The organism is Marinobacter sp. (assembly GCF_041984545.1).
In the GTDB taxonomy this organism is placed as follows: Bacteria; Pseudomonadota; Gammaproteobacteria; order Pseudomonadales; family Oleiphilaceae; genus Marinobacter.
Genome location: NZ_JBHIXV010000054.1, coordinates 1 through 13,557, shown reverse-complemented (window position 1 = coordinate 13,557; position 13,557 = coordinate 1). Strand labels below are relative to the sequence as shown.

The window sequence follows — 13,557 nt, the reverse complement described above, 5'->3', positions numbered from 1 at the left end:
TGGTGAAGTTCATCCGGCAGTACTGGCCGGATACCCGCATCGTGTTCCGGGGTGACAGCGGCGTTTACCGTCCCCGATTGCTGAGCTGGTGCGACCGGAACAACGTGGACTATCTGGTCGGCATCAGCAAGAACAGCCGGCTGCTCAAGGAGGTAGACGTACCCTCGATGCTGGTTCGCAAGGCTCACAACGAACTGGGTGAAAAAGTCTCCGCCACCTACCGGTTCCAGTACCAGGCCCGAACCTGGAAACACCCCCGCTGGGTGATCGCGCGTCTGGAGGAAGGCGAACTGGGTGCCAACCCCAGGTTCATTATCAGTTCCCGTTACGACGACGGCGTTAAACTCTACTACGAGCAATACTGTGCCCGGGGTGACATGGAAAACCGGATCAAGGATCAGCAGTTGTGTCTGTTCGCAGATCGCACCTCCAGCACGCGGTGGTGGACCAATCAGTGGCGGTTGCTCCTGTCGGGCTTTGCCTACACGCTGTTCGAGCGATTACGGGCCCACTTGAAGAAGACGCCCTTCGAGAGAATGAGCGCCAGTAACCTGCGGCTGAAGCTGATCAAGGTGGGCGCGGTCATCATTCGCAACACTCGGCGCATACGGGTGTTGATGAGCGATGCCTATCCTTACAAAGACGAACTCTCTGACCTGGTGCGTCAACTGGTTCCGGGATAGAAGCCCGGGCTCCCCCGGCCCGACTCAATGGGGGAAAGGGGGCCGTGTGTCCGGACAACAGGAATTGATCGATTATTGATCAGTCACGGCCGCCAATGAGCGGTAATGGCGGTAACCCGCACAGTCTGCGAGACTTGCTGGGGACCTATGAGAAATCCGGGTTAAACCACTGATCGCTGCATTGTTCCAGTAAAGATCAACAAAGTTTGGATGTGACCAGTTCATGGCGCTGAAAAAAACAAAATAAAACAGCGAAAATATGGCCGCACCTTTTATTGCACTGCCGAGAAGATCGACTCGACAAACAACGGTGCTGACGGCTCCGGTCAAGAGCGCCATGGAGGCGGTATATATTGGGTTGAGACTGGTGGTCAGTTCCAGCAAGACAAAGACCAAAACCGGCGAAGTCAATGCCCATGCATGAAACCGATGCTCTCTACCCAGTTTGCGATCTCCCGGCATTGACTTTGTTTTGGCGGTAGAACCGAGTTCATAAAGTGTACTGGCCAGGCCTCCCACAGCGAAAGAGAACAGAATACTCTCCACATCAAAGCCGTAGGCTTCCCCTAACCCGAACAACGTTGGAGGGCTCCAGTACTCCGGGTAAAAAAGTGGCTCCGTTAACCCCAGGGGCGCCGTACCCAGGCTCATTGTCAGCATTTTCTTCTTGTTGCGGGTAAACAAGAAAACCACACCCCACAGCACGACTAACAATGTACTCCAGGTCATATAGGTATAAAGCATCGGCATAACACTATCCTGACTCAGAGTTTGTTCACGAGATTGCGGGGCTCACCCTCAATAAAGCCAACAATGTTTTCACCGGTAGTGGTGAGAATTCTTTCTACAGCCTCTTTCGTATTGAACGCACTGTGCGGTGTGACAATGACGTTTCTCATGTGCTGCAGAACGTGGTTGGCAAACAGCGTTTCCAGATCATGTTTCTTGTCGAAAAAAGAGCGGATCAGTTCCGCCTCTTCCCTGATGGAGGGCTCATCCGGTAACACATCCAGGCCGGCAGCTGACACTTTCCCATCCGCCAGTGCGTGCAGCAGAGCCCGGGTGTCAACAATAGAGCCGCGAGCGGTATTGATCAGGACAACCCCGTCTTTCATCCGGGCGAATTCCCTGTCCGACAGAAGATGCGTGGCCGATTGACTGCCTGGTACGTGCAGCGTCACAATATCGGACTGCTCGAGAAGGCAATTCATATCAACGTAAGACACGTCATGTCGGTCGGCAAATACAGCATCCGGTTTGGGGTCACAGGCCAGAACGTTCAGACGGAATCCTCGTGCTATCTCCACGACCCGCTTCCCGATGGCGCCGGTGCCGATCACTCCAAGGGTTTTGCCTTGCAGGTCGAATCCCTGTAGCCCCCTCTGAGAAAAATCCCCCTTGCGAGTGCGATTGATCGCCTCTGGAATCTTGTGGCTAATGGCAAGGAGCAGCGCAAAGACATGCTCCGCTACCGTTTGATCACCATAGACGGGAACGTTACTGACCGGAATAGAATTTCTGGTGCAATAATCCAGGTCGATATGGTCATAGCCCGTCGACCGGGTAGCGACAAACTCTAAATGCTCAAAGCACTCAAGAACCGAACCATCCAGGGCCGAATGGACGAACGGTGAGATGATATCGGCGTCGCTGTATAGACGAACGTTGTCGATTCCAAGCTCCTCATCCGTGAAAACCACCTCATGGTTGCAGCAGATCCGCTGCAGGATATCGCACTCCCACTTCTCCACCTCAAAGAAAACAATCTTCATTATCTTTCCCTGGCCATACTCACTTTTACTCTGACCTCTCCCACTGTAAGCCAAAGAACAGGGCTATCAGTGCGAGATCCGTCGTTCTATATATCCGTTTCGGGATATCCGTTTCGGGCCTAAACTTTCTCCCGACGCAAACGCAGGGAGTTCATCACCACGGACAGCGAGGAGGCACTCATCGCGAAAGCAGCAAAGATAGGCCCTATCAGGATGCCAAGGAATGGATAGAGCACACCCGCAGCCACCGGTACGCCCGCGCCGTTGTAGACCAGGGCAAAAAACAGGTTCTGTTTGATATTACGCATCGTCGCCTGGGACAGTCGTCTGGCACGGACAATACCGTCGAGATTCCCCTTGACCAGCGTAAAACCAGCGCTCTCAATGGCGACATCCGCGCCGGTCCCCATAGCAATCCCAACATCGGCCTGGGCCAGGGCTGGTGCGTCATTGACTCCGTCCCCAGCCATGGCTACCTTGCGTCCCTGACTCTGAAGTTCGCGAATGATATTTGCCTTATCCTCCGGCAGTACATCGGCACGAATCTCATCAATACCGAGTTTACCCGCCACCGCCTTTGCCGTGCGCTCATTGTCACCCGTTGCCATGATGATGCGGAAACCGGCGGCGTGGAGCGCTCTCAGCGCAGCAGGTGTTGTTTCCTTAACGGGGTCGGCAACACTGACAAGACCCGCTACGGCGCCATCAAGTACCACGAACATGACCGTTTCACCCTCATCGCGCCTGGTATTGGCAACTTCCGTCAGATGGACACCGTCCAGCCCCAGCTCCTGCAGTAGCTTGGCATTACCCAGTGCGACCGGTTTGCCATCAACAACCCCTCTAACCCCTTTGCCTGTGACCGCCTCAAAGTCGTCGGCCTTGCCAAGTGTCACGTTGCGCGCCTTGGCACCAGAGACAATGGCTTCGGCAAGTGGATGCTCCGATCCTTTTTCCAGTGTGGCTGCCAGCCTGAGAACCTCGGTCTCGTCATGCCCCGCTTCCGGCAGCACCGACACAAGTCTCGGCTTACCTTCCGTCAACGTACCGGTTTTATCGACAATCAAGGTGTCTACCTTTGCAAAACGCTCCAGGGCTTCGGCGTTCTTGATCAGCACACCCAACTGGGCACCGCGCCCTGTTGCTGTCATGATCGACATGGGCGTAGCCAGCCCCAGGGCGCAAGGACAAGCGATAATGAGCACCGCAACCGCGGATACGAGTGCATACGACAGAGCTGGCGCCGGCCCCCAGATGGCCCACGCCACAAATGACAAGGCTGCCACGGCAATCACGGCAGGTACGAACTTGCCGGCCACCATATCGGCAAACTTCTGGATAGGCGCACGACTTCGCTGGGCATTGGCGACCATTTCAACGATCTGGCTGAGCATAGTATCCGCCCCGACCCGGGTCGCCTCCATCACCAGGCTTCCGGTACCGTTGATGGTGGCTCCGGTTACCTTGTCACCTTCGACCTTCTCTACCGGAACCGGCTCCCCGGAAATCATTGATTCATCAATGGAAGAGCGGCCTTCAACAACAACTCCGTCCACCGGCACCTTGTCACCGGGGCGTACCCGCAGATGATCACCGACCTTCACATCCTCCAGAGCGACCTCTTCCTCGGTGCCGTCGGGCCGGATCACACGCGCCGTTTTCGCGGCCATATCCAGCAACGCACGAATGGCTTTGCCGGTGCCCTCACGAGCCCTCAGCTCCATTACCTGGCCCAGCAGGACCAGCGTGACAATAACGGCTGCCGCCTCAAAATAAACGCCAACGTTGCCTTCGGAGTCCCGGAAGCCTGCCGGAAAGATCCCCGGCAGGAGCACCGCCACGATGCTGAAGATGTAGGCCGCCCCGACCCCCATGCCAATAAGACTGAACATGTTCAGGTTCATTGTGCGAAACGAATTGTAACCCCGGACAAAGAAGGGCCAGCCGGACCAAAGAATTACCGGAGTGGCCAGCACCAGCTCAATCCAGAGCGACAAACGCTCACCAAAGAATTCGCGAACGGCCATGATACCGACGTAGGGGGTCATGGTCAGAACCAGCAGGGGAACCGTAAAGACCAGGGCTCCCCAGAAACGGCGGGAGAAGTCCACCAACTCGGGGTTAGGCCCCTCATCGTCAACGGCGGCAGACTCCGCTTCCAGCCCCATACCGCAGATAGGACAGGCGCCGGGCTTGCTCTGGCGCACTTGAGGGTGCATGGGACAGGTGTAGACCACACCCGAATATCCAGGCGGCACACGATCATATTTTCGCTCATCGCCTGACGGTTTTTCATGCTCTCCGGAACAATGGTGGGAGTGGTCCGAATAAGAATTCACGCCTTCTTGTTCCACAGGCACAAGATGCATCCCGCATTTCGGGCAATTCCCAGGCTGATCAGATATCACCTCCGGGTGCATCGGGCAGGTGAACTGCCCCTTCGACTCCGTCCCTACCCGATCTTTGATACCAGAACTGTTTTCTTTCGCAGACATCTTCCGATCATCCTTTCGATGGTTTCATACCACGCGATCCCCTTGAGGTTCGACCTGGTCCCGGCAATGGAGCAACCATACCGTCGGAGTCTATTCCACTACAGCCGAATGAACTGAACCTGAAAAGCACTTAAACGCCTTGTATTTTTTTGATCAACATCAGATTTTCGCCAAAGCCATTGCACTTCGCTGTAAGTCAACCCGGCTTTCAGTTGGAATTCAGTCTTTGTCTATAATCTGGTCATCTAAATAGTTTTTGAATTCGTTCGCTCTTCTTCAGAAACCGGGAGATTCAAAAGATGTTCAGTCAGAGAATTATTCGCGTGGCGGTCAATGGTTATGGGGTTATCGGCAAGCGAGTGGCCCAGGCCGTTGCGGCACAGAAAGACATGGCCGTGGCAGGCGTAGCTGATGTCGCGCAGGACTGGCGGGTGAGAGCGGCTCTGAGTAGAGGATATGCTCTGTACGGCGCAACTGAAGAGCATGCTGCTGCCATGGGCGCAGCCGGGCTCGATGTTTCCGGCACGCTGGACGACTTACTTGGAGCTGCGGATGTCGTGGTGGACTGCACACCAAAACACATAGCCAGCAAGAATATCGAAACCTACCGGCGACTCGGCCTCAAGTACATTGTCCACGGCGGCGAGACACATGAAAGCACAGGCCATTCATTCGTGGCCGAGGCCAACTACGCCAGTGCTGTTGGTCGTGACTGCACGCGCGTCGTATCGTGCAACACGACATCGATCATTCGTACCCTGTCAGCGCTCAAACGCCACGGGCTGCTGGACCGGGCACGGGGAACCCTTCTGCGCCGTGCCACCGATCCCTGGGAGAGTCATCTGGGCGGGATCATGAATACCCTCCTGCCAGAGCCAGAGATCCCCAGTCACCAGGGCCCGGATGCCCAATGTGTCGACCCGGATCTGGATGTGATAACCATGGCGGTCAAGGTTCCGGAGACGCTGGCCCACCTCCACTACTGGTCCGTGCAACTGGCACGTAATGCGAGCAAGGACGAAGTGCTCGAAGCCTTCCGCACCTCTTCCCGCATTGCTCTTATCCGAAGCAGCGATGGCCTCGACGCGATCAACAGCGTCAAGGAGTTGATGGCCGATCTTGGCCGGCCCCACGACAGCTTGTATGAAGTCGCACTGTGGGAAGGCATGCTCAAGGTGCAGGGTAACGAGCTGTTCTATGCCTATATGGTCGACAACCAGGCGATTGTTGTTCCGGAAACCATCGATGCCATACGCGCACTTACCGGGGCTGAACGCGATGCGGAAACCTCGATCAGGAACACCAACGACAGCCTGGGTATCGGCTCCCTGGGCCTGTAGAGATGAACACCGGCCCCGGCGGCGACGCCTGTGAACCGGAGGGCGGAGCCGTGAAGAATGTGTTCAGGCTATTCGGCGAGGGAGACGAACTCTATGCGGATATGGCCCGCTCGATCCGTACCGCCACCCGGCGTATCTTTCTCGCTTCGTATATCCTCGCAGCGGACGAGGTGGGGGCGCATCTGCTCGATGAACTGATGAAGCAGTCCCGCCAGGGCCTCGACGTGCGCATTCACGTCGATGCGCTGGGCTCAAGCGGCGTCCTTACGCGGCAGCACCGCCGCCAGCTCAGGGCCGCCGGCGTCCGTCTGCAGCGCTTTCACCGCTGGAGCTGGCGGCACCCGCTGCGCTATAACCGTCGCGATCATCGTAAACTGCTGGTGGTTGACGGTGAAACGGCGTATGTCGGCGGGTTCAACATTCATCGTGAGGGCTCAGGGCGCTTTTACGGCCCCCAGCGGTGGCGCGATATGCATGTGCGCATTAATGGTCCCCTGGCCAAAGAGGCTGACGCCCTGTTCGACGCCTTTTGGTGCGGCGACACACAATGGAGCCCAGGCAGCCATACCGTCGGGGACAACCGGATCATCCCCAATACAACTCGCGCCTGTCGCGTTCAGTTACGGTGTGCCATCAAGGAGCAACTGGCCGGAGCGTCGGACAAAATCTGGCTGGCGACGCCTTATTTCGTGCCGGATCGTGGATTGCGCAAACAACTTGTGCTCGCGGCCCGCCGGGGGATCGACGTGCGGATTCTGACCACCGAAAAGACCGACTCGATTCCCGCGCAGTGGGCTGCCCGCGCCTTTTACCGAGAACTACTGGAACACGGCGTTCGGGTATTCGAGTACACGCCCCGGCTATTGCATTCGAAAGTTCTGCTCGTCGACGATGACTGGGGGAGCGTAGGAACAGCAAACTTTGACTACAGAAGTTTGTTTATTAACTATGAACTGACACTGATCTCCGAAAACGAAGCCCTGAATGACCAGTTAAGAAACGAGTTTATAACGGACTTACGCGATGCCCGTGAAATCACCGACATCGCCTGGAAACACCGCGGATTCATAAAAGGCGTGTATGACACGCTTGGGCTGTTGCTGCGCAGGTGGCTTTAAGCGGGCCGAGCCAAGGGCCCGGCCAAGCGGTGCGGCATGAATTAAAGACACAGCGGGTCCTTTGATACTCGTTAAGTCAGACCGCCTCGATAACCTCAGAAAGCCTGTCTTTAACCTCGGCGGCAATTTTCCTGAGCTGCTCATTATCGATCGCCGCCATGGATGAGACGGGATCAACAGCACTGACTTCGACACCCTCCGGAGTCTCGCGCAGGATGACATTGCACGGCAGCATAGCACCGACCCGAGGTTCTACGCCAATTGCCTCCCATGCCATGGCTGGATTGCAGGCACCAAGAATTCGGTAGGCGGGCATATCCTTGTCCAGTTTCTTTTTCATGGTCATCTTGACGTCTATTTCCGTCAAAACCCCGAACCCCTGATCGGCCAGGGCCTCGCGGGTTCGCTCGTCCACGGTCTCGAACTCTGCATTCTGAATAATGCGATTCATTGTGTACGACATATACATCTCCTTTTCTCCAGGTAAACCGAGCAGGGCACAACTGAGCCAGCACTCGGATGTCAAAGCCTCGCCTTTTTCAGAACCCATAGCGCACTCCCAGATACAGGTTATTGTTGTCCTGAAACTGACCGAAGAAGGTTTCCTCCTGTGCGCCGAAAAACAGGTTCCCGCCAACCTCGACAGAGAGATGGTCATCAACCTGATAGCCCACCCGGGGACGCAGGTAAGCGTCCCGGTCCGAGGGCGAGTAGAACAGGAACAACGACCACTCCAGATTCTGGCTGTGTGTCAGCCAGGTCAGCCGCTGGGTGAGGACGTGGCGATTTTCGTCCCGCACCGGGGTACCGGACGGCAAGGTCCGTCGGTAGGCCTCAAACTCGCCCATGCGCTCCAGGTAGTACTGCAGGCCCAGGGTCAGGTCACGGGCAATCTCCTGCTCATAACCGAGCAGCAGGCGCAGCTCGCTGTTGCGCACCGTGGGATCGTCGCCATCGCGGTCGGCGCGGGAGTCATAGTAGCCCAGTTCGACGTTGCCGATGCCCGCTCCCACCGGTCCGCGCAGGCTCGCGCCGAACACCGACAGCGGAGGAAACGTGGCCCTGCCGCTGGCCGGCTCAGCCCCGGCCGGACTCTTCCAGAAGCCGTCGTAGCCGTAGAGCGCGACCTCGTAGGCGCCAAGGTTACGGTACAGCCGGGCGGCCCACTCGTCGTCGTCGAACGCCTCTGCCGGGCGCTCCGCCAGTACAACCGCATCGCGCCCGGTCAGCCGCCCTCGCCCCGTGTTGAAGAAAGAGAGACGGCGACCATCGATGAAACGATCAGCGTCAAACCGGGGGGTATAGACCAGGTCAAGATTGGCCCAGCCGGAAAAAGCCGAAACCTTCAATGCGTCCGAGGGCGCCTTGAGGTACTCCACATCGCGGCCGATAAAAAACGACACCCAGTCCTTGGGAAACAGATCGTTGATAAAGACCAGGTCGCCGGTACCCCAGGTTAGTATCTGCCGGCCCAGCTTAACATCGGTATCCGCGCTTGGCGAAAATACCAGGCTGGCCTCACGCAGGTCGAAGGCGCCCTCGCCCGATTCCAGGTCCACTGCCCGGTCGTCGGCCAGGTCGTCATAGAGAACATCACCGGTAAGACGCACGGTTGCTCCCTGTAAATACTTCTCCGCCTCGAGCTGCAACCGGGTTTCGGCGATGGATAGATCGCGCTGGTGAGGAACATCGTTCAGCCGGGATCCTCCCCGGACCTCCCAGAAGCCGCGCAACCGAAATGGCAGGGCCGCCGAAGCCGGTTCTTCATTGGTTTGTTCTGGCTCGGTTTTCCCCCCGAGACCCGCTGGCAAGGACGGTTCCGCTGTATCGCTGGCTGGCGCACCCAGGCCCTCCGGCAGGTCGGGCGCGGCCGCCCATAGCGCTCCCGGCGCCATACCGAGAACGCTGCCCGCCAACCATATAACTCCGACAACGCTTCTGGCGTTCATTCACGCCCTCCCACCCTCAGTGTACGAATGGTCACCGCAAATACTCCCTCGGTGCCCGGCGCAGGTAGCGCTCTGAAAACACGTCTTCCGGCAGACCCAGGTCATAATCAATGCCACTGTAGGTCAATTCCGTCTTGCCACCGTTGCGCAGGTTCTCCATCCTCGCCTTCGTGACCGTGGGGTAACCCTGCACGTTCTCCACCGCCAGAGCGGTATAACGCCGGTAGAGGTTGCCGCTGTCGTCGACATACTCGGTGCGAACCGGCAGGTAGGACTGCTTGTGGATATAAACATCGTAGTAGGCGAACTCAACCTCCCCGGGCCGTTTGGGTGTGTTGCGCACGACGTAATAGTTGTCCGTGGTCTCGATCAGCTCATGGCTGTCGTCGTCAATACTGCGTCCCGAGATATCCTCGTAGAAGAAATCCGAACCGGCGAAGCTGGTGCGCTTGTCGGAGGAGGCAACCCGCTTCACCAGGTCCAGCGCCGGCAGGTAGAGCCAGCGGTCGTCGTCCCGGCCCTGGTGTTTCCACACCACCAACGTCATCTGGCTCACATCCGCCGGGCGCCGGAAATAGACATAGTACTTCTGCTCGCCACGGTAGGCGCTCCCTTCAACGGCATCTGTCTCCGGGCCGTCCCGACGCAGAATGGTGAGCTCGCGACTGCGGGTACGCCCCTGGCTGTCGGTGATGGTCATGGCGACCCTGGCGCGACCATCAGCCCCCTGGAAGTAGGAGACCATATTGGCGCGGTTGACAATGTGCTCCACCGAGGGCGCACCGCCGGCATCCTGAGCCAGGGCAAGGGGCGTTATGCCCAGTGCCATCACTATCAGAGCCAGCTTTCGGAACAGGGTAACAAGCCAGTACCTACTCATTGCACGTCTTCCTTTTCACTTTGCGGATTCAGGACGGCCTTGCCAGAACCGGGAAACAGCCACCGCTGCAGCAGGGTTACCAGTGCCGGCAGGATCAGCAGTGTGCTCAGCCCGGCGGTCAACAGAATGGCCGCGATGAATACCCCCACTGTCTGGTAGGGCACCAGAGGTGCGGCCAGCAGCGGCAGGAAACCAACGCCAAGCACGATGGCGTTGCGGGTTATTGCCCGAGCCGGTTCGCCGAACATGGGTGCCACGGAGCGACGCCAGGAGCCTGTCTCGGCCTGGGTGACACGGGAACGGGCCAGGAAGTGGATGGCGTAGTCCACGGCTAGCCCCAGGCTCAGGGCGCTCAGCACGGCGACCGGCATATCGTAATTCTTGCCGACGATACCGATGAGGCCGTAAATGGCCCCGATGGTCACGGTCAGGGGTATCATGCACAGCAGCCCCCACAGCAACGAGCGGAACAGCATGGCCATCAGCAGGAGCACGACCACGAAACTGCCGAACAGGGCCATGGCCATGCCGCTGACCATTTTTTCCTGCCAGACCACATTGATATAATTCAGACCGAACCAGCGTGCCTGGAGCGATGCAGGCGGAGGGTTGCTCGCAATGAAGTCGTTGAGCGCCTGAACCACTCGGCTCATGTCCCGGTTATCGCCGCTGGTGAGCTGAACCCAGATGCTGGTACGACGGTAGTCTGGTGTGACGAAATGCCAGAGATCCTGGGGGCGATGGCCATTCTGGTAGGTGAGCAGGGTCTGCGCAACCGCCGCCGGACTGTCCGGGATGCGAAAGGCCCCGGCATCGCCACCCAGAAGTTCGCGGTGGACGGTCTTGACCACATCGGCGAGCGAGTTGGACTTGCCCACCACACCGGTCTCGCCCAGCCGCTGCTGCAGCCTGGCGATATAGCGCAGGACCTCGGGGCGCTTGAAGGTCTCGTCGGGCCGGGCCGCGTCATCGGCCTCCGGAACCAGCGCCAGATAGGCCATATAGGTGCCGCCGAAATGTTCGTTGAGCACCCGGTCCGCCACCCGGATGGGGTGCTCGGGCTCGAACCACTTGACCGGGTTATCGTTGATACGGATCTGGCTGATGCCATAACCCGCAGCCACCACCACGACCATGGTAACCACTAGCACCGCCCTGGCGTGGCCGACCACACCCTCGCCGAGGCGACGCAGCCAGCGCCCCATGACCGTATCCCGGTCCGGATCCCCGGCGGCGTGGCCGAAGCCAGTGAGCCGCCGTTCCGGCATCAGCATGATGTACGCCGGAATGAAGGTCACCGTGCACAACCAGGCCAGGAACACACCGATCGCGATAAAAATGCCGAACACCTGAACCGGGGGGATCGGGGTGAGTGCCAGTGACGCAAACCCCGCCATCGTGGTCAGGGTGGTGAACAGCATCGGCTTGAACAGTATCCCCATGACCTCCAGGATGGCCCGGCGGCGGTCCCGATGCAGGGGATAGCGATCGAAAAATTCCGAGAGAATATGCACCGCGTCCAGCACCGCAATGGGCATGATGAATACGGGGATCATCGAGCTCATGATGTGGACCGTGTTGCCGCTGATCACCAGCAGCGCCATGGTGCCCGCGGCCGCTACCACGGCCACGATCATCGCCGAGGTAATGAGCCGGACGTGGCGGAAGAACCACCACATCGCCAGGAAGATAACCAGCATTGCCAGTGGCGCAGAGATCGCCATCTGATAGAACATCTGCACACCGAAGGTGTCCTCCGCCACGGGCAGCCCGGTGATGTAGACCTGGTCGCCGGTATCCTTCCAGCCAGCGACTTTGTCAAGCAGGGCTTCGCGCACCCGGTAGCTCATGTCCTTGCTGGTCAGCGGCAGGTAAAGGGCGACAGCCTTGCCATCGGCGCTGACCAGGGTATTGTCGAACAGTGGGATGCGTTGCGCCCGCTGAAGAATAGCGAGCGCCTGTTTGCGGGTATCCGGCGGCTCCGGCATGAGCCAGCTGAAGCGAACCGCGCCGACCCCCTCTTGCTCGATGTTATCGACCCGCGAGAGCGCAAGCATATCCTCCTCGACCACACCCTCCTGCCGGCCGGGATTGTCCGGATCGGGCCACCTGAGCGTGCTGGCAAACTCCGTCAGCTCATAGATGCGTCGCAACGAACCGACATTGAATACCCCGTCAGGGTCGTTTTCGTTGACCACACCCACCACGACCATGTCATAGAGCGAGAATTGCTCCTTCATATCGTCGTGAAACACGCGCACGGGTTCGTCGGCAGAGAGCATGTTCTCGGGGTCGGTATCGATGGTCAGCGGATTAAGCAGACCAAACCGCTCGGGCCAGACGCTTGGCAGCGCCGCCAGCGCCACCAGCGCCAGCGTGACGGCCACCATGGCCCAAACGGTCAGTCGAGGACGGTCAGTTGCGAACCGTAGCCAGGAACCCTCGGTCTTTTCAGCCATTTACAGTGCCTCCGTGGGTCAGTCAAAGGCTCTGCCGGGCTTCTTGCCCACTGCCTTGAGAATCTTCGCCAGTGGGCAGAATCCGCTGAAGGCCGCCTGCAGCATATTGGCGCCCACGAACGCGGTAAACCACAGCCAGTAAGGTGAATGGAGCTGGGAAAGAGCCAGACTTACAAGAATGAAAGATCCCGCGAATGCGAGTACAAGACGGTCAATGGACATATCTCTCTCCTGTTATACTAACGCGCTATAGGTCCAACAGATTGCGCGTCTCGTCAAAAGTGCATGGCATTTAGGTTATCTACTTGGCGAACAAAGGGACGTTGGATCGGGCCAAACGGCAAGCAAAACTCAACGTGTTGACCAAGTCACCTCCAGCAAATTTATCACATTCACGAATTCAGAGCTATGAATATATGAACAGCAATCAGATGTCGGATGCGGCTGACCGTGCTACCAACTTGTTAAAAGCACTCTCTGGAAAGAGCAGATTAATGATTCTCTGCCAACTGGTGGAAGGCGAGCGTGCGGTGAGCGAACTCGCCGATGCACTGGAGATGCGCCAGGCGGCGGTCTCCCAGCAACTCGCCCTGCTGCGCAAGGACGGCCTGGTATCTGCGCGCCGCGAGGCGCGGACCATGCACTACTCCCTGGCGGGAGATGAGGCTCGCCGGATTATAGAAGTACTTTATGACCTGTTTTGCGAAAACGACCTTTGAAAAAAAGGGTAAGCGGATTAAATGGTTGATCTTACCTTTGCATGAGGAGTGAGACAGACCGGCATCTCATCGGATTATCTGGTTGATGCTTCACCTACTGCTGGTGCATGTTTCCTTCGCTAATTCCAGCAAGAACCCCACA

At 58.1% G+C, this 13,557-nt stretch carries 12 protein-coding genes; 4 read left to right on the top strand and 8 right to left on the bottom strand.

The features are described from left to right. A partial coding sequence (locus tag ACFC20_RS17000) for a transposase (protein ID WP_375194028.1) occupies nucleotides 1-683 on the top strand: 683 nt, incomplete at its 5' end. A gap of 72 nt (nucleotides 684-755) precedes the next feature. On the opposite strand, the gene ACFC20_RS16995 is transcribed toward ACFC20_RS17000, so the two are convergent. The 3 genes from ACFC20_RS16995 to ACFC20_RS16985 form a co-directional block, all read right to left on the bottom strand. After that, nucleotides 756-1,433, bottom strand: a complete 678-nt coding sequence (locus ACFC20_RS16995) for a lycopene cyclase domain-containing protein (protein ID WP_375194027.1) — start codon at nucleotides 1,431-1,433, stop codon at nucleotides 756-758. Nucleotides 1,434-1,447: 14 nt separating this feature from the next. Further along, a complete protein-coding gene (locus tag ACFC20_RS16990; protein WP_136631401.1) occupies nucleotides 1,448-2,455 on the bottom strand; it encodes a hydroxyacid dehydrogenase in 1,008 nt (335 codons plus the stop codon). Nucleotides 2,456-2,574: 119 nt separating this feature from the next. Then, nucleotides 2,575-4,875: a copper-translocating P-type ATPase gene (locus ACFC20_RS16985; protein ID WP_375194031.1), complete on the bottom strand. Its 2,301-nt coding sequence runs from the start codon at nucleotides 4,873-4,875 to the stop codon at nucleotides 2,575-2,577. A gap of 374 nt (nucleotides 4,876-5,249) precedes the next feature. Here ACFC20_RS16985 and ACFC20_RS16980 point away from each other — a divergent pair, with 374 nt between their 5' ends. Then, nucleotides 5,250-6,290 carry a type II glyceraldehyde-3-phosphate dehydrogenase gene (locus ACFC20_RS16980; RefSeq protein ID WP_375194026.1) on the top strand — a complete coding sequence of 347 codons (1,041 nt, stop codon included), beginning with the start codon at nucleotides 5,250-5,252 and terminating at the stop codon, nucleotides 6,288-6,290. A 2-nt stretch (nucleotides 6,291-6,292) separates the two neighbouring features. Next, a complete protein-coding gene (locus tag ACFC20_RS16975) occupies nucleotides 6,293-7,408 on the top strand; it encodes a phosphatidylserine/phosphatidylglycerophosphate/cardiolipin synthase family protein (protein ID WP_375194025.1) in 1,116 nt (371 codons plus the stop codon). A gap of 76 nt (nucleotides 7,409-7,484) precedes the next feature. Here ACFC20_RS16975 and ACFC20_RS16970 read toward each other — a convergent pair whose 3' ends face one another. The 5 genes from ACFC20_RS16970 to ACFC20_RS16950 all read right to left on the bottom strand — a co-directional run bounded on the left by ACFC20_RS16970 (nucleotide 7,485) and on the right by ACFC20_RS16950 (nucleotide 12,918). Beyond that, complete coding sequence (locus ACFC20_RS16970; protein WP_375194030.1) at nucleotides 7,485-7,871, bottom strand: DUF302 domain-containing protein; 387 nt, start codon at nucleotides 7,869-7,871, stop codon at nucleotides 7,485-7,487. A 76-nt stretch (nucleotides 7,872-7,947) separates the two neighbouring features. After that, a complete protein-coding gene (locus ACFC20_RS16965; RefSeq protein ID WP_375194024.1) occupies nucleotides 7,948-9,357 on the bottom strand; it encodes a hypothetical protein in 1,410 nt (469 codons plus the stop codon). 31 nt (nucleotides 9,358-9,388) lie between these two features. Next, nucleotides 9,389-10,237, bottom strand: coding sequence for an outer membrane lipoprotein-sorting protein (locus tag ACFC20_RS16960; RefSeq protein ID WP_375194023.1), 849 nt, complete (start codon nucleotides 10,235-10,237; stop codon nucleotides 9,389-9,391). Beyond that, a complete protein-coding gene (locus ACFC20_RS16955; protein ID WP_375194022.1) occupies nucleotides 10,234-12,696 on the bottom strand; it encodes an RND family transporter in 2,463 nt (820 codons plus the stop codon). Before ACFC20_RS16955 ends, ACFC20_RS16960 begins: the two co-directional genes overlap by 4 nt. 18 nt (nucleotides 12,697-12,714) lie before the next feature. Then, entirely contained in the window at nucleotides 12,715-12,918 is a 204-nt protein-coding gene (locus tag ACFC20_RS16950) for a DUF2892 domain-containing protein (RefSeq protein ID WP_136631559.1), read from the bottom strand. 194 nt (nucleotides 12,919-13,112) lie between these two features. On the opposite strand from ACFC20_RS16950, the gene ACFC20_RS16945 reads away from it, so the two are divergent. Continuing rightward, the gene (locus tag ACFC20_RS16945; RefSeq protein WP_375194029.1) at nucleotides 13,113-13,415 is read left to right on the top strand and encodes an ArsR/SmtB family transcription factor; all 303 of its coding nucleotides are present in this window, start codon (nucleotides 13,113-13,115) and stop codon (nucleotides 13,413-13,415) included. The last annotated feature ends 142 nt before the right edge of the window (nucleotides 13,416-13,557 follow it).